Origin of the sequence: Streptomyces sulfonofaciens, from assembly GCF_014656295.1 — a bacterium.
GTDB classification, from domain to species: Bacteria; Actinomycetota; Actinomycetes; order Streptomycetales; family Streptomycetaceae; genus Streptomyces; species Streptomyces sulfonofaciens.
Genome location: NZ_BNCD01000033.1, coordinates 16,700 through 32,745, shown reverse-complemented (window position 1 = coordinate 32,745; position 16,046 = coordinate 16,700). Strand labels below are relative to the sequence as shown.

12 protein-coding genes are annotated in these 16,046 nt (G+C 70.5%); 3 read left to right on the top strand and 9 right to left on the bottom strand.

Features of this window, described 5'->3' with window-relative positions; genetic code table 11:
- Positions 1 to 9: 9 nt before the first annotated feature.
- Positions 10 to 1,206, bottom strand: a complete 1,197-nt coding sequence (locus IE313_RS32400; protein WP_189938595.1) for a citrate synthase/methylcitrate synthase — start codon at positions 1,204 to 1,206, stop codon at positions 10 to 12.
- 126 nt (positions 1,207 to 1,332) lie between these two features.
- Between IE313_RS32400 and IE313_RS32395 the strand changes: the two genes are divergently transcribed.
- Together IE313_RS32395 and IE313_RS32390 are read left to right on the top strand one after the other, a co-directional pair.
- Positions 1,333 to 2,601 (top strand): citrate synthase, encoded by a 1,269-nt coding sequence (locus IE313_RS32395; RefSeq protein ID WP_189938593.1) that lies wholly within the window; start codon positions 1,333 to 1,335, stop codon positions 2,599 to 2,601.
- 299 nt (positions 2,602 to 2,900) lie between these two features.
- Positions 2,901 to 4,565 carry a sensor histidine kinase gene (locus IE313_RS32390; protein WP_189938591.1) on the top strand — a complete coding sequence of 555 codons (1,665 nt, stop codon included), beginning with the start codon at positions 2,901 to 2,903 and terminating at the stop codon, positions 4,563 to 4,565.
- A 153-nt stretch (positions 4,566 to 4,718) separates the two neighbouring features.
- Here the strand turns inward: IE313_RS32390 and IE313_RS32385 are convergent, their stop codons facing one another.
- The 4 genes from IE313_RS32385 to IE313_RS32370 form a co-directional block, all read right to left on the bottom strand.
- Positions 4,719 to 5,408 carry a response regulator transcription factor gene (locus tag IE313_RS32385; protein ID WP_189938590.1) on the bottom strand — a complete coding sequence of 230 codons (690 nt, stop codon included), beginning with the start codon at positions 5,406 to 5,408 and terminating at the stop codon, positions 4,719 to 4,721.
- Positions 5,405 to 6,556 (bottom strand): sensor histidine kinase, encoded by a 1,152-nt coding sequence (locus tag IE313_RS32380; RefSeq protein WP_189938588.1) that lies wholly within the window; start codon positions 6,554 to 6,556, stop codon positions 5,405 to 5,407. The genes IE313_RS32385 and IE313_RS32380 overlap by 4 nt, the downstream gene beginning before the upstream one ends.
- Positions 6,553 to 7,077 carry a CcdC protein domain-containing protein gene (locus IE313_RS32375; protein ID WP_189938586.1) on the bottom strand — a complete coding sequence of 175 codons (525 nt, stop codon included), beginning with the start codon at positions 7,075 to 7,077 and terminating at the stop codon, positions 6,553 to 6,555. The genes IE313_RS32380 and IE313_RS32375 overlap by 4 nt, the downstream gene beginning before the upstream one ends.
- Before the next feature lie 469 nt (positions 7,078 to 7,546).
- Entirely contained in the window at positions 7,547 to 9,682 is a 2,136-nt protein-coding gene (locus IE313_RS32370; protein WP_189938584.1) for a DNA gyrase/topoisomerase IV subunit B, read from the bottom strand.
- 436 nt (positions 9,683 to 10,118) lie between these two features.
- Between IE313_RS32370 and IE313_RS32365 the strand changes: the two genes are divergently transcribed.
- Positions 10,119 to 10,349, top strand: a complete 231-nt coding sequence (locus IE313_RS32365) for a DUF7455 domain-containing protein (RefSeq protein ID WP_189938582.1) — start codon at positions 10,119 to 10,121, stop codon at positions 10,347 to 10,349.
- Between the two features lie 369 nt (positions 10,350 to 10,718).
- On the opposite strand, the gene IE313_RS32360 is transcribed toward IE313_RS32365, so the two are convergent.
- The 4 genes from IE313_RS32360 to IE313_RS35755 all read right to left on the bottom strand — a co-directional run bounded on the left by IE313_RS32360 (position 10,719) and on the right by IE313_RS35755 (position 15,884).
- Entirely contained in the window at positions 10,719 to 11,567 is an 849-nt protein-coding gene (locus IE313_RS32360) for a S1 family serine peptidase (RefSeq protein WP_189938580.1), read from the bottom strand.
- Positions 11,568 to 11,763: 196 nt separating this feature from the next.
- Positions 11,764 to 13,320 carry an RNA polymerase sigma factor gene (locus IE313_RS32355; protein ID WP_189938578.1) on the bottom strand — a complete coding sequence of 519 codons (1,557 nt, stop codon included), beginning with the start codon at positions 13,318 to 13,320 and terminating at the stop codon, positions 11,764 to 11,766.
- Positions 13,321 to 13,873: 553 nt separating this feature from the next.
- Positions 13,874 to 14,764: a FadR/GntR family transcriptional regulator gene (locus IE313_RS32350; protein WP_189938576.1), complete on the bottom strand. Its 891-nt coding sequence runs from the start codon at positions 14,762 to 14,764 to the stop codon at positions 13,874 to 13,876.
- 175 nt (positions 14,765 to 14,939) lie between these two features.
- The gene (locus IE313_RS35755) at positions 14,940 to 15,884 is read right to left on the bottom strand and encodes a hypothetical protein (protein ID WP_308439242.1); all 945 of its coding nucleotides are present in this window, start codon (positions 15,882 to 15,884) and stop codon (positions 14,940 to 14,942) included.
- Positions 15,885 to 16,046 lie beyond the last annotated feature (162 nt).

The following is a 16,046-nucleotide window of genomic DNA, read 5'->3' as shown; positions in this document are numbered from 1 at the left end:
GGCCCTACTTCACGCCACCGGGGCGTGCACCGGCGGCACCGGCGCGGGCGGAACCGCCCCCACGTACCGGGCCGCGGGACGGATGATCTTCGAATCCTCGGCCTGCTCCAGGACGTTGGCGCTCCAGCCGACGCAGCGTGCGGCTGCGAAGGTCGGCGTGAACATCTCCCGGGGCAGGCCGCACAGCTCCATGACCACGCCCGCGTAGAACTCCACGTTGGTGTGCAGGTCCCGGCCCGGTTTGAGCTCGGCGAGAATGGCCTCCACCCGGCGCTCCACCTGGACGGCGAAGTCCACCAGGGGGCCGCCGAACTGCTCTGCCAGCTCGCGCAGCATCCGCGAGCGGGGGTCCTCCGTGCGGTAGACGGGGTGTCCGAATCCCATGATGCGGTCACCCGCGAGGACCCGTGCACGGATCCAGGCGTCGATGCGGTCGGGGGTGCCGATGGCGTCGAGCGTGTCCAGGGCACGACTCGGCGCTCCGCCGTGCAGCGGTCCCGACAGGGCGCCCACGGCACCGACGAGACAGGCCGCCACGTCCGCGCCGGTGGACGCGATGACACGTGCCGTGAACGTTGACGCGTTGAAGCCATGGTCAATGGTGGATATCAAGTACTGCTCGATGGCACGGGCCCTCACAGGATCCGGCTCGCCACCGGTCAACATGTAGAGATAGTTGGCCGCATACGGCAGGTCGGGGCGGGGCTCGACGGGTTCGAGGCCGCGCCCGAGCCGGTGCAGGGCAGTCAGCAGGGTGGGGACGACCGCACAGATGGCGAGGGCGTCCGCGCGGCGCCGCTCGGTGTCGATGTCGTAGACCGGCCGGCAGCCCTGTGCGGCACCGAACAGCGACAGCGCGGTGCGCAGGCCGGCCAGCGGACCCGACCGGTTGCCGGCCGCGGCGATCGCGGGAAGTGCGGCGCCGACGTCGTCGGGCAGCCGGCGCAGCGCGGCGGTGCGCCGGGCGAACGCGGCGCTCTGGGCGGCGTCGGGCAGCTCACCGTGCGCCATGAGGTACCAGACGTCCTCGAAGCGACGGGTTCGCGCCAGCTCGACGGCCGAGTACTGCCGATAGTGGTAGAAGCCCTCACGTCCCCGTACGTCGCCGATCGCGGTCTCGGTGACGACTACTCCAGCGAGTCCTCGGGGCACGTCGACGGGGGCGGTCGCCCTGTTCGTCGACTGGATGGGCGTCGTGGGCTGCATCGTGATCTCCTTCTGCGTCCTCCCTGGACTTGATTAAACGATCCATGTTTGACTTGTCCGCTGTCAATATTGATTGAATCAATACATGAATCAGCGGCACAGGCGGATACGGATACGGTGACGCTCATGACGAACCACGCACCCGCCCCCGACCCGAACCGGCGGCTCACCACCAAGGAGGCCGCGGAACTCCTCGGCGTGAAGCCGGAGACGGTGTACGCGTACGTCAGCCGCGGCCAGTTGGGCAGCCGCCGCGGCCAGGGCGGGCGCGGCAGCACGTTCGACGCACAGGAGGTCGAGTCACTGGCCCGGCGGCACAGGAGGGAGCGGCAGCCCGCGCGCTCCGGCGGCGACCTGGCCGTCCGCACCCGCATCACGCTGATCGAGCAGGACCGCTACTACTTCCGCGGCGTCGACGCCACGGAGCTGGCCACGCGGTACTCCTACGAGGAGGTCGCGGAGTGGCTGTGGACCGGCGTGCTGAGGCCGGGCGTGCGGTTCACCGCCCCGGACGCCTCCGTGTCCGCGGCGCGCCGCGCCGTGCGCGCCCTGCCCGAGATCAGCGGGCCCGCGGACCGCTTGCGGGTCGCCGCCGCGGCAGCGGCGACCGCCGACCCGCTCCGCTTCGACCTCTCCGAGCGTGCGGTGCTGGGCACGGCCCGGACCCTCATCCCCACGCTGGTCGCGGCCCTGCCGCCGGTGTCGCGGAGCCACCGCGACGAGGGTTCCCTGGCCCGTCGGCTGTGGGCCCGGCTGACCGGACGGCCCGTGGACGAGGCGGCGCTGCGCGTGCTCGACACGGCTCTCACCCTCCTCATCGACCACGATCTGGCCGCCTCGACCGTCGCCGTCCGCGTGGCCGCCTCGGCGCACGCCCACGCCTACGCGGTGGTCTCCACCGGTCTCGGTGTCCTCGAAGGGCCCCTGCACGGTGCGGCGAGCGGTCTGGCCCACCGCATGCTGCTGGAGGTCCTCGACCAGGGCAGCGCCGCTCCCGTGGTCGCGGACGAGCTACGGGCCGGGCGCCGTGTCCCCGGGCTCGGGCACCCGCTCTACCCGGGCGAGGACCCGCGCGCACAGGCGCTGTTCGCTCTCCTGGAGCAGGTTCCCGAAGCGGCCCCCGCGCTGGCCGCTGCGCGCGACGTCGTCGCCACCACGGCACGGCACGTCCCGCTGCACGCCAATGTCGACCTCGCCCTTGCGGTCCTCACCGCCTCCACCGGCATGCCCGCCGCCGCGGGCGAGACGGTCTTCGCCGTGGCACGCACGGCCGGCTGGATCGCCCACGCCCTGGAGGAGTACACGGAACCTCCGCTCCGCATCCGCCCCAGCGGCCTGTACACGGGCCCGCGTCCCCCGCAGCCGCTGCCGTCCGCGGCGGACGCACCAGAATGAACCCCCGGGGCAGCCGGGCGGGTCGGCCGGACCCTGGCGCTCTCACCCTCAGGAGGTACACGCCCACCGCCGGTTGTTCACCCCTTCGTGGCCGACGCCGGTGTGCTTGCGTTCGGCGTCGACCACGAATACGTCGGATGGTCCGCATGTCCGCCTGTCCGCCTGTCCGCCTGTCCGAGTCGTCCACTGCCGGAGGGCAGTGCCCTCTCGCGGCGGACACGGCGCCGGCCCCGGGCGCCGGATGCTGCCTGAGGGCCGGAGCTGCGACCCGCCGCACCCGCCCCGTACCGTTCCTACGCATGAGCACGACCCGCACAGCCCGACGGCTGCGTCTGGGGCTGCCCCGGCGCGTCTTCTCGCAGGTGCTGCTGATGCAACTGGCCGTAGCCGCCGGAGTCGCCGTCCTCGCCACCGGCCTCTTCTTGGCGCCGCTCGGTGACCAACTCGACGACGAGGCGATGCGCCGGGCCCTCGCCATCGCCCAGACCACGGCGGCCGAGCCGGGCCTGGTCCGGGACCTGCAGACCACGGCGCCCACGCCCGACGGCCCCGTGCAGAGCCGGGCGGAACGCATCCGCCGGGCCAGTGGCGCCGAGTACGTCGTGATCATGAACAGGGGCGGGGTCCGCTGGTCCCACACCGATGCCGACCGGATCGGCGAGGTCGTCTCGACCGATCCCAGCGTGCCGCTCTCGGGACGGGAGATCATGCAGATCGACAGCGGCACCCTGGGCCGCTCGGCACGCGGCAAGGTGCCGCTGCGCGACGCGCACGGCACCATCGTGGGCGCCGTCTCCGTGGGCATCGAGTACCACGGTGTGCGCGCCCGGCTCATCCACGCGATTCCCGGGCTCCTCGCCTATGCCGGAGGTGCGTTGGCCGCCGGTGCCGCAGCCTCGATCCTGATCTCCTGGCGGGTGCAGCGCCGCACCCGCGACCTCGCCTTCTCCGACATAGCGGCTCTGCTCGCGGAACGCGAGGCCATGCTGCACGGCATCCGGGAGGGCGTGGTCGCACTCGACCGGAACGACCGGATACGACTGCTCAACGACGAGGCCCAACGCCTGCTGGGCATCGGCCCGGACGCCGTCGGGCACCCCCTGGACACGGTCCTCGGCCCCGGCCGCACCACTGATGTCCTCACCGGCCGCGTCACCGGCACGGATCTGCTCACCGTGCGCGGGCAGCGGGTGCTCGTCGCCAACCGGATGCCGACCGACGACCGCGGCGCGGTGGCCACCCTGCGCGACCGCACCGAGCTGGAACAGCTCGGCCGCGAACTCGACTCCACCCGCGGCCTGATCGACGCCCTGCGCGCCCAGGACCACGAGCACGCCAACCGCATGCACACCCTGCTCGGCCTCCTGGAACTACAGATGTACGACGACGCCCTGGAGTTCATCGGGGAGGTGGCCGGCGCCCACCGGGTCACCGCCGAGCAGATCACGACCCGGGTCCGCGACCCGCTGCTGGCCGCACTGCTGCTCGGCAAGGCCACGGTCGCCGCCGAACACGGCGTGACCCTGGCCCTGTCACCGCTCACCTCGCTGTCCGACCGGCTGGTCGACGCACGAGGGCTGGTGACCATCGTCGGCAACCTCGTCGACAACGCTCTGGACGCCGCCGCCGGCACCCACGACGCGCGCGTCGAGGTCGAACTGCGGGTGCAGGGCCACGCGGTTCTCCTGCGGGTCGGCGACACCGGGCCCGGGGTCCCGGCCAGTCAGAGGGAGCTGATCTTCACCGAGGGCTGGTCCACCAAACCGGCCTCCGCACACGGCAAACGAGGCATCGGCCTGGCGCTGGTCCGCAGGCTCGCGGAACGCCAGGGCGGCACGGCCACGGTCGGCGAGGCCCCGCACGGCGGCGCGGAGTTCACCGTCGTCCTCCCCGAGGCGCTGGAGGAGTCCGCAGCCGCGCCGGCCGGCGGCATCACCATTCCAGACGGCACCACCGCTCCATGAGATTCGGGTCCGTGGTCTCACCCCGGACCCACGCTCATGGCCGCCCCCGTCAGCAGTCGGCGCACCCACACTCCCGCCCACACACAGCACGCACCTGCACCTGCACCCGCACCCAGCTAGAGCCCGCCTGCGGCGCCCCTCGATTTCACTCCATCAGGTGACCGTCCTTCCCGGAGGCTGTGCCAGACCATGCGCATAGGCGTACCGGACGGCCCCGGCCCGGTCCTTGAGACCGGTCTTGGCGAACAGGTTGTTGATGTGCGTCTTCACCGTGGCCGTGGACACGTGCAGTCGGCGTGCGATCTCCTGGTTGGTCAGTCCCTCCGCGATCAGTACCAGCACTTCGGTCTCGCGTGCCGTCAGGCCGTCCGGCGGCTCCGGAGCCGGCACGGACGGCTCGGGCTGAGAGAGCTTCTCCAGGAGCCTGCGCTGGATCGCCGGTGCGAGTCCGGCGTCCCCGGAAAGCACGCTGTGCACCGCGCGCACGATCTCATCACCCCCCGCGTCCTTGGTGAGGTAGCCACGGGCGCCCGCCTTGAGCGCCGGGAAGAGCGACTCGTCGTCGACATACGTGGTGAGCACCACCACCTCCGTGTCGGGGTACTCGGCCCTGATGCGCCGGGTCGCCTCCACACCGTCGCAGCGAGGCATCCGCAGGTCCATCAGCACAACGTCCGGGGCCAGCTCCTCCACCAGCCTCACGGCCTCGTCGCCGTCCCCCGCCGCTCCGACGACCTCGATCCCCGGCAGGAGACCCAGCAGCATCACAATCCCCTCGCGCACCACGGTCTGGTCGTCCGCCACGATCACACGTGCCGTCGTACCGGTGGCCCCGGCCGTCATGCGGGCACCTTCAAGGTCACCGCGAACCCCTCCTCGTACGGCCCTGCCGCCAGCGTGCCGCCGAGCAGTTCCGCGCGCTCCTTCATCCCGCGCAGACCGTATCCGCCGCCGGAGCCCGCGAGCTCACCCGGTGTGCCGCCGGAGTCCTTCACGGCCAGGGTGATGTCGTCCTTTCCGTAGGAGAGGTGGACGGCGACCTTGGCGCCCGGGGCGTGTTTGCGCGCGTTTGTCAGGGCCTCCTGTGCGACACGGCGGACGGCCTGCGAGGCCTCGGCGGGCAGCGGCCGTCTGTCCCCGGTGACCGTGACCTCGGCGGCCGTGCCGGCGGACACCAGCTCCCTCAGGAAGTCCTCCAGCGGTGATATCTCACCGCGGAGCGCGGACAGTGCCTGGCGCGTCTCCGCCAGGCCGTCCCGGGCCATCCTCCGTGCGCCCACCACCCGCTCGAGGATCTGCTCGCGGGGCGCGCCGCGCTCGATGAGCAGGCGGGCCGCTTCCAGGTGGACCAACTGTGCCGAGAGGCTGTGTGCCAGCACGTCGTGGATCTCGCGCGCGATACGGGCACGCTCGGCCAGCGCGGCCGACTCGCCCTCGGCCTTCCGCGCCGCCCTTTCCTGCGCCAGGAGCCGCTGCGCACTGCCCCTGGCCTCGGCGTCCAGGCGCAGCACATAACCGGCGAGCACCATGCCGGCGCCGATGAGCACATTGGTCATGCCGGTGTCGCCGTTGTACAGGCCGAAGCCGGTGAGGGACAGTGCCGAGAAGGGCAGTGCGGCGACGAGCGGCGTCCGCTCCACCGCGGTGACGACGCAGCCGCACCACAGGACGAGCGCCGGGACACGGAATCCGGTCTGCTCGGCGACCCACCCCATGCCCACCAGCACGGTGAGCAGGCCCATCGACGGCCACAACCGGTGTTCCAGGGTGGTCCGGAAGGCGCCCCACACGACCGCCCCGCAGCAGCACACCCCCACCAGCGCCAGCGCCGTCTGCCAGCCGTTCAACCCCTGCCGGGCTGTCGCGCTCCAGACCAGGATCCCGAAGGCGATGGCCCGCATGCCACCGGCCAGTAGGCGGCGCGCTCTGGTGAGCCCCGTGCGGGACAGTGCCTCCCGGGAGGGCCATCGCGTCCAGGCGTTCGCTGTCACACCGGGTCCTTCCACGACGCACTGCGCACGCCGCCACGGTACGCCGTCACTCCCTCGGGGGTACGGGGCGCCTGCTGGGCACGCCAGGTCAGCGTGGCGGAGCGCACCAGCAGCGAGACGGCGAGGGCGAGGAGCAGCGCACCGGTCCCCTGGTGTATCCCCATGAGCGCGCCCAGACCCGCGAGACCGACACGGACGACTATGCCGCCGATCCAAGCGGCGACGGTCGCCTTGGTGCCCCGGGTCCAGACGGAGCCGTCCGGCTCGGTCCAGACCCGGCTGGTCCATGCCCATGCGGCGCCCATCACCACGCCGACCAGCAGCTCGACGGCGAGGAGGATCCCGGAGGCGACCTGGTGCCTTGCGTCCAGGATCCCCGGCTCGCGCAGCGCGAGACAGATCAGCACCGCGGGCACCAGCCACCAGCGCCTGCCGCCGGACAGCGGCTGGGGCCTGACCTGGCGCACCACGATCAGCGCGACAACGGCGACGGCCACCGCAACATCGACGAGCCCGGACATCGAAGCCTCCGTAGGACTGAACGGCGAGGGAAAGCCCGGTCCACCGCCGCTGCCTCGCAGCAAGCATGCGAGGCAGTGACGGGGCTGGGCAACGCCTATGACGCTACGGAAAAGGGCCTGGTCAAAGGATCGGAGTGGAGGTGGACTCCGGGTGGATCAGAACACTCCACCCCCGGGTGGAGTCTTCGGACCGGTCGGTGGAGGCAGGGGACATCTGAAGGCGGCACGAGGCCGTATGCGGGCTCACGGGCGCCACGGTGATGCGAGGAGCGTGCCCGGTGCCCTTGGCACGGTGGCACTTGCCCGCGGGGCGACCGGTCCCACACGGCAACCTGGCTCGGGCCCGGATCCCGCCTCATGCGGCAGGCCCGGGCATGCCTGACGCGCCGGTGACCCGCCTCGCCAGGTGCCCTGGCGAGGCGGGTCACCGGTGTCCGGGCGGGGCCGACCCGAGGCCGGCACGCACCGCTCAGGCGTCGATACGCGAGCGGTCCAGCGTCGCCGCCGAACCGGTGATGAACTCCTTGCGGGGTGCCACTTCATTGCCCATCAGCAGGTCGAAGACCTGCTCCGCGGAGTCCAGATCCGAGATGTTGATCCGGCGCAGGGTCCTGTGGCGCGGGTCCATCGTGGTCTCGGCCAGTTGGTCCGCGTCCATCTCGCCCAGGCCCTTGTACCGCTGGATGGAGTCCTTGTACCGCACGCCCTCCCGCTGGAAGTCCAGCAGGGTTTCACGCAGCTCACGGTCCGAGTACGTGTACACGTACTTGTCCTGGTTCTTCTTGGGCTGGGAGAGCTCGATGCGGTGCAGGGGCGGTACGGCGGCGAAGACGCGGCCCGCTTCCACCATGGGCCGCATGTAGCGCTGGAAGAGCGTCAGGAGCAGGCACCGGATGTGCGCGCCGTCCACATCTGCGTCCACCAGCAGGATGATCTTGCCGTAGCGGGCGGCGTCGATGTCGAAGGTCCGGCCGGACCCCGCTCCTATGACCTGGATGATCGCGCCGCACTCGACGTTCTTCAGCATGTCCGAGACGGACGACTTCTGGACGTTGAGGATCTTGCCGCGGATCGGCAGCAGGGCCTGGAACTCGGAGTTCCTGGCCAGTTTCGCGGTACCGAGCGCCGAGTCCCCCTCGACGATGAACAGCTCGCTGCGCTCGACGTCGTCGCTGCGGCAGTCGGCCAGCTTCGCGGGCAGCGACGACGACTCCAGGGCGGTCTTCCGCCGCTGTGCCTCCTTGTGCTGCCGGGCGGCGATGCGGGTGCGGGCGGCCGCGACGGCCTTCTCGAGGACGGCACGCGCCTGTGCCTTGGCGTCGCGCTTGGTGGAGGTCAGGAATGCCTTGAGCTCCTTGGCGACGACGTTGGCCACGATCCGGTTGGCCGCCGAGGTGCCGAGCACCTCCTTGGTCTGGCCTTCGAACTGCGGCTCGGCCAGACGCACCGTGACGACCGCGGTCAGCCCCTCCAGGGCGTCGTCCTTGACGATGTCGTCCTCGGCGACGCGCAGCAGCTTCTGCGACCTGAGCACCTCGTTGACCGTCCGCGTGACGGAGCGCTCGAAGCCGGAGACGTGGGTGCCTCCCTTGGGGGTGGCGATGATGTTCACGAACGATCTGACGGTGGTGTCGTAGCCGGTGCCCCAGCGCAGGGCGATGTCGACGGCCAGGTCGCGGGTGACCTCGGTGGGCGTCATCTGCCCGTGGTCGTCCAGGACCGGGACGGTCTCCTTGAAGGTCCCGTGCCCGGTCAGCCGCAGGACGTCGCACACGGGCTTGTCCGCTGCCAGGTACTCGCAGAACTCGCTGATGCCGCCGTCGAAGCGGAAGGACTCCTCGCCCTTGCTGCCGCCCTCGCCGAGGCCGTACTCGTCCCGCACGACGATGGTCAGGCCCGGCACCAGGAAGGCGGTCTGGCGGGCGCGCTGGTGGAGCGTCTCCAGGGAGAGCCTGGCGTCCTTGAGGAAGACCTGGCGGTCGGCCCAGTACCGCACGCGGGTACCGGAGCGCGCCTTGGCGATCTTCTTTGTCCTGCGCAGGCCGCTCTGGGGCTCGAAGGGGGCGTTCGGCCCCTCCTTGGCGAACGCGCCGGGGACACCGCGCCGGAAGCTGATCTCGTGGGTGCGCCCGCCGCGGTCGACCTCCACGTCCAGCCGGGCGGACAGGGCGTTCACCACGGAGGCGCCGACACCGTGCAGGCCGCCGGACGCCGCGTAGGAGCCGCCGCCGAACTTGCCGCCCGCGTGCAGCTTGGTCATGACGACCTCGATGCCGGACAGGCCCGTCTTGGGCTCGACGTCCACGGGGATGCCGCGGCCGTTGTCCCGGACCTCCACTGAGCCGTCGTCGTGCAGGATGACGTCGATGTGGTCGCAGTAGCCCCCCAGGGCCTCGTCGACCGAGTTGTCGATGATCTCCCAGAGGCAGTGCATCAGGCCGCGGCTGTCCGTCGAGCCGATGTACATGCCCGGCCGCTTGCGAACGGCTTCGAGCCCCTCGAGGACGAGCAGGTGCCGCGCGGTGTAGTTGGAACTGTCCCTGTCCACGATGCCGCCTGCTCCGGTCAGCAGCGCTGTGGACGGCACGGACGTCTCGGCGGTCACGCGGTTCGCTCCTCGCTGAATTTCTGTCGGTCCCTGATGGATGGTGGGCCGGCTTCGGTCACCGGTCTGAGGGTACCGATGCCTGGTAGGGCCGTTGTAACGCCACCCACGCCCCCTCTTACAGTAGCCCAAGGGTCGCATATCAGTTCGATCGCTCGATGGGGTGACGTGTACATCACGTTCCCTTCGAGGCATGAACCATTTAGGCTCCGGGCACGTCCTCATGAACACCGGCAAGCCAGCCGGGAGGATTGAACTGACACAGAGTGCGAACCCGTAAGCCGCAAAGACACGCAATACGGCACATTCGCCGCCAACCGCCAGCAGACAACCACCCCGAAGAGAAATCTTCGAGGAAATGCCACGAGCGGGAACGTTTGGGGCTGGTTGGATGTTGACCTGGTACGACAGCTCGTCGAGCTAGAGAAGAGGCGACGTGACTACTGTTCTGACCCCCGCGAGCCCGCTGACGGCCGCCGACCGCTGCGACCGCTGCGGAGCCCAGGCCTACGTGCGCGTTGTCCTGACAAGCGGCGGCGAACTGCTCTTCTGCGCCCACCACGGCCGCAAGTTCGAGCCGGAACTCAAGAAGATCGCCGCTGAGATACAGGACGAGACGGAGCGGCTGACGGCCGTTCCGCAGTCAGCCACCGAAGAAGAGCGCTGACCACATCGCATCGACGACGAGCAGCCCGGCATCAGGCCGGTTACGCACGGCCACCTCTGGTTCCCCGGAGGTGGCCGTCCGTTTCCCGGCTCGCGCCACGGCTCTTCCCCCACAGCGACCTTCAACACCTTCACGCAGGGCCCGCAAGCGCCTCCACACAGGGCCCCTGACCGGCCGGCTTCGCCGGTGCCGACGGTCCCGGCTCCGAGACCCGGGGAGCGGACCACAGCCTCGCGCCGCGTGCGGTGTTCTCGCGGCGCGTAGGGTCCGGGGACCCGGCCGCGGCCGACTCGATCCGTGGCCGGCCGCCGCTGCCGGGCACACCTCGGCCCACGGCCCGCATCACACACCAGGCCGGGGTGGCCTGGGTCACCGTCCTGGCGTATCGCCACCCGGCGTGTCACTGTCCGCCAGGACCGCGGAGATCCGCGTGTAGACGCCGGGGCGCCCCGCGCGGCCGCAGCCGCTCCCCCAGGAGACCAGCCCTATGAGGTGCTCGCGGGCGACCAGCGGGCCCCCGCTGTCCCCCTGGCAGGCATCCCTGCCGCCTTCCGCGTCCCCCGCGCAGAGCATGGTGCCGGCGAGGTAGGTGCCCGCCGTGCCGCCCGGGTATGCCGCCTCACAGGCGCTGTCGGGCAGCACCTGGACCTCTGCCGCTCGCAGGCCGCTGGAGAGCTCCATGGCGCCCGTGGTGTCCCCCCAGCCGTACACGGTGGCCTGCGTGCCCGCCTGGTACGCGCTGTCGCCTTCGGGGGCCGTGGGGAGCACGGAACTCTCCGGGAGCGCTGAGGAGAGCGTGAGTGCGGCCACATCCGCCGCGTTGGTGCCGCTGTCGTAGGACGGGTCGACGGTCACCTCACGCACCGGGATCTCCTGCCCCGTCCCGGTAGTCAGGTCCTCACGACCCGCGATGACCTTCAGGTCCTGTACGTCGTCAAGCGGTACCCCCAGCGTCTGCGTGCCGAGGCAGTGCGCGGCCGTCAGGACCGTCGTCCGGGCGACCACCGCGCCGCCGCAGAACTGTCCGGATCTCGTTGCGCCGAACCGGTCACGGCTGGAGAGGGCGACCATCCAGGGAGAGTCCGCCAGCCGCACCGGGTGACCGCCTATGACGACGCTGTCGGCCCGTACGGCGGGCGGCGACACAGCGGGCAGGAGCGCTGCGGCCGTCCCCAGGGTGAACGTTGTGGACAGTGCTCCCAAGGTGTGCCGGTGCATGCGTTCTCCTCACTCGGAGTGGCAGGTACACACCCAGAGTCACCCTTGGGTGGGACGACCGCATCCGAGCGCACGCAAGGGGCCCGGTTCCTGTGGGAACCGGGCCCCTTGCCTGACGACGGATCCTGCCTGCCGGAGCGCTCCCAGGGGGGCCTGGCAGCGTCCCGGAGGAGGTGCGGAACCGAGGGCCAGAGGACTAGTCGAGGTAGTCGCGGAGCACCTGCGAGCGAGACGGATGGCGGAGCTTCGACATCGTCTTGGACTCGATCTGGCGGATTCGCTCGCGAGTGACGCCGTAGACCTTGCCGATCTCGTCGAGGGTCTTCGGCTGGCCATCGGTGAGACCGAAGCGCATGGAGACGACGCCCGCCTCCCGCTCGGAGAGCGTGTCGAGGACGGAGTGCAACTGCTCCTGGAGGAGGGTGAAACTGACCGCGTCCGCCGGGACGACCGCCTCGGAGTCCTCGATGAGGTCACCGAACTCGCTGTCGCCGTCCTCACCGAGGGGAGTGTGCAGGGAGATCGGCTCGCGACCGTACTTCTGGACCTCGATGACCTTCTCCGGGGTCATGTCGAGTTCCTTGGCGAGCTCCTCCGGAGTGGGCTCACGGCCCAGGTCCTGGAGCATCTGGCGCTGCACCCTGGCGAGCTTGTTGATGACCTCGACCATGTGCACCGGGATCCGGATGGTGCGGGCCTGGTCGGCCATGGCACGGGTGATCGCCTGGCGGATCCACCAAGTGGCGTAGGTGGAGAACTTGTAGCCCTTGGTGTAGTCGAACTTCTCCACCGCGCGGATGAGACCCAGGTTGCCTTCCTGGATGAGGTCCAGGAAGAGCATTCCTCGGCCGGTGTACCGCTTGGCGAGCGAGACCACCAGGCGGAGGTTGGCTTCCAGGAGGTGGTTCTTGGCCCGCCGGCCGTCCTCGGCGATGATCTCCAGTTCGCGCTTGAGCTTGGGCGCGAGCTTGTCGGCGTTGGCGAGCTTGTCCTCCGCGAAGAGACCGGCCTCGATGCGCTTGGCGAGCTCGACCTCCTGCTCGGCGTTGAGGAGGGGGACCTTGCCGATCTGCTTCAGGTAGTCCTTGACCGGGTCCGCGGTGGCTCCGGCGGCGGCGACCTGCTGCGCGGGCGCGTCGTCCTCGTCCTCGTCGGAGAGCACGAAGCCCTGGTTGCCCTCCTCGGCGGGCTCCTCGGCACCGGGCTTGCCGGTGCCGGGGGTGTCCTCGGTGGCCTCCTCGTCGAGGACCTCCTCCGGGTCCTTCTTCGCGGTGGTCTTCTTCGCCGTCGCCTTCTTGGCGACGGTCTTCTTCGCGGTGGCCTTCTTGGCCGCCGTCTTCTTGGCCGCCGCCTTCCTGGCGGAGCCCGCGTCTTCGGCGGGCACGTCGACGACCGACGTCTCCGGGGCAGTGGCCGCGGCGGTGGTGGTCTTCTTGACGGTCGCCGTCTTGGCCGCCACTGTCTTCGTGGCGGTGCGCTTGACCGGGCTCTTCGCTGCGACGCTCTTCCGGGTGCGCTTGGGTTCCGCAGCACTGACCATCAGCGTCACACCCTCTTCCTCGAGGATCTGGTTGAGGCTGCGCAGTACGTTCTTCCACTGAGTGGCCGGAATCTGGTCAGCTTCGAAGGCCCGACGCACGTCATCGCCGGCGATCTGCCCCTCAGCCTTTCCCCGCTCGATGAGCGCCATGACAGAAACGGACTCGGCGATCTCCGGCGGGAGCGTACGGGATGTGCTGGCCGACACGAACAACCTCTCGGAACGTTGGAAAACGGCTTCCGGCCCCGTCCACTGGAGGACCGGAACCGACGTCCGCCGGCTTGGGAATGAGCCGACGGCGCGAGCGGGCCGGGGAGATGGACAGCGCCGCCATCGGCCGCTGTATTCCCTCCTCGACTGCCACCTCTTAGGTCATCGCAGAGTCCCGAGGAGCGTTACGCCCAATCCGCGTGGCCCGAGTCACACCGCGTAAGCACACAAATGGGTACAAGTGCGCCTGGAGAACGACCGAGGGTCGGCTTGATGGGCCGTTCGGGGGATGGGCGGGCCGGCAGAGACACGTTCGGGCGATCGGGGACCGGCAAGGTCACCCGGGGCCCTGATACGACGGCCGCATCAGGGTGCCGCCCATGGTGCCGGCCTCACCGGCGTGTCACCGGGCCCGTGCCGGATCCCGGTCAGGTCCCGGCACAGGCCCGGCCAGCGCGTGCCGCGTCGGGGGTGGCGGGCACGCGGGTCCGAGGTCGCGCTGTAGGGCGCGGGGGTCATGCCGCATGGCTCGTCCTGCCGTGGTGTCGCACGGGCCTCAGTGCTCGCGGGGAGCAGGGACGACGCGCTCCACCTCCGGGTGGACGGTGAGCAGTTGGCGCATGGCGGTCTCGGCGGCGGCACCGTCGCCGGAGGCGAGGGACTCGGCGATCCGGGCGTGCAGGCCGAGGGCCGTCTCGTTCGGCCGGTCACAGCCCGTTACGGGGCCGCCGGACACCTGGAGGGCGGCGGACACGATCCCGGAGAGATGCTCCAGCATGCGGTTGCCGGCGACCTGGATGAGCAGGGAGTGGAACTCGGCGTCGGCCCGGGAGAAGGTGATGGTGTCCGCCTGGCCCAGGGCGTGGCCCATGATCTCGACCATGTCGCCGATCCGCTGCTGGATGTCCTCCCTGCCGTGCCCGGCGGCGAGGCGCGCGGCGAGCGGCTCGATGGTCCAGCGCAGCTCACTGAGCTCTCGCCGCTGATCGTCCCGCTGCGGCCCGAAGGCCCGCCATTCGATGATGTCGGGGTCGAGCAGGTTCCAGTCGCTCACGGGGCGGACGCGTGTGCCGACGTTGGGCCGGGCGCTGACCAGGCCCTTGGCCTCGAGGACGCGCAGCGACTCGCGGACGACGGTGCGGGAGACCTCGAAGCGATGACCGATCTCCTCCGGGACGAGGGGGCGGTCGGCGCCCAGGTCGCCGGAGACGATCATCTGGCCGAGCTGCTGGACGAGTTGGCCGTGCAGTCCGCGGCCACGGCTTCCGGCGGCGCGCCGCCCCACACGGCCGAGTTCGCTCTCCGTGCCCTCCCAAGTGGGTGCGCCGCCGACGCGGTCGCCTCCGGGGGCCTCCGCATAGGGATAGCTGTCGAGTTCGCCCGGTCCGACGAAGCCGGAGTCCGAGGAGCGGGCGGTGGTCATCATGGTGTGCGCAAGGGTACTCACGGATCCTTTGTCGGCGTCACTCCGAACTGCCTTGAGGTCTTTGGTGAAAAGCACACGAAAGGGTGATCGCTCACTCCGCGATAATTGACGCCTTATCGGAAAGAAATGAGCATTGCCCGATGTGTTGCGCGCAGCAACGAAAGGAATCAGCAAGAAAAGAGAATGAAATTGGCCATCACCGGGCCCTGGTGCGTAGCTCCGTAAACACATACCCACCGAGCAGCACAGCCAACGACAACACCAGTGCCACATCCACGGGTTGCACGGCCACGTGCATCCCCGGGGCCCCGTAAGGCTGCGCGGCGAACGGCCACCGCTGCGGCGCGAACACCCGCAACCACCCGGCAAATCCCGCGGCTCCGGGCCCGGAAGGCCGCGCAACGACCGCGCGCACCACGGGTACGACGACCAGAGGCACGGCAAGTACGACGGCGAGCCCCGCCGCAGTGGAGCGGAAGACTCCGGCCGCAAGCACCCCTGCCCACGCGCACCCCACCAGAAACGAGAGCCAACTCACGGTCAGGTAAGACCAGTCGACGGGAACCTCGGCGAGTCGAAATCCGTATACAAGGTGGAGAAGAGCGGCATCGCAGCCGAAGGCCAGGGCGGCGAAAAGCACGGCCGTCACGGCGGCGACGAGAAGTTTGGCGGAAAGCACCCCGAGTCGGCGCGGCACGGTCCCGCGGTCGACGGCGAGCGCGGGGTGCCGGAATTCATCCCCGAAGGACAGGGCCCCCAACAGCCCGGCTCCCAACGCGGCCGGCGGCAGCGGCAGCTCCCTCGGCCAGGCGGCGAGCAGATATGGCTGCGGAGTATGGCCGCTCCTTGCGAGGAAGACGGAAAGGAGTGCGGAGGAAACGAGTACGCAGAGGGCGGTGATATAGCCGTTGGCCACACCGGTGGCCCGGTGCAGTTCGTAGCGCACGGGACGCAGAGGTCCCGGTGCCGTGCGCACGACGATGGGCGGCGGCAGCGTCCCGGCAGCCACCGGGGCTACTTCCGGGCGGGGGTACGGGGCGGGCACGCCCAGCGCCGTGGTGTCGGCGATCGTGTCGGGCAATACGCTGCGGGATGCGGCATCGGCGGGGTGCGGGATGGCGGGGTGTCGCTCGCCGGGCACGGATCGATCCACGGAGCACGCTGCGGGGCGCCGGGGCCCGAAAGGCGAAGGTGTCGGGGCGGAGTGTTCCGCCACGCGTACCTCCGGCTCGTGCGGCTCGTGCGGCTCGTGCGGCTCGTGCGGCTCGTGCGGCTCGTGCGGCTCGTGCGGCTCGTGCGGCTC

What these genes read in the sequence shown, in the direction of transcription:
- IE313_RS32400 (WP_189938595.1), bottom strand. Translation starts at nt 1,206, where the DNA reads ATGCAGCCCACGACGCCCATCCAGTCGACGAACAGGGCGACCGCCCCC.
- IE313_RS32360 (WP_189938580.1), bottom strand. Translation starts at nt 11,567, where the DNA reads ATGCACCGGCACACCTTGGGAGCACTGTCCACAACGTTCACCCTGGGG.
- IE313_RS32390 (WP_189938591.1), top strand. Translation starts at nt 2,901, where the DNA reads ATGAGCACGACCCGCACAGCCCGACGGCTGCGTCTGGGGCTGCCCCGG.
- IE313_RS32385 (WP_189938590.1), bottom strand. Translation starts at nt 5,408, where the DNA reads ATGACGGCCGGGGCCACCGGTACGACGGCACGTGTGATCGTGGCGGAC.
- IE313_RS32375 (WP_189938586.1), bottom strand. Translation starts at nt 7,077, where the DNA reads ATGTCCGGGCTCGTCGATGTTGCGGTGGCCGTCGCCGTTGTCGCGCTG.
- IE313_RS32395 (WP_189938593.1), top strand. Translation starts at nt 1,333, where the DNA reads ATGACGAACCACGCACCCGCCCCCGACCCGAACCGGCGGCTCACCACC.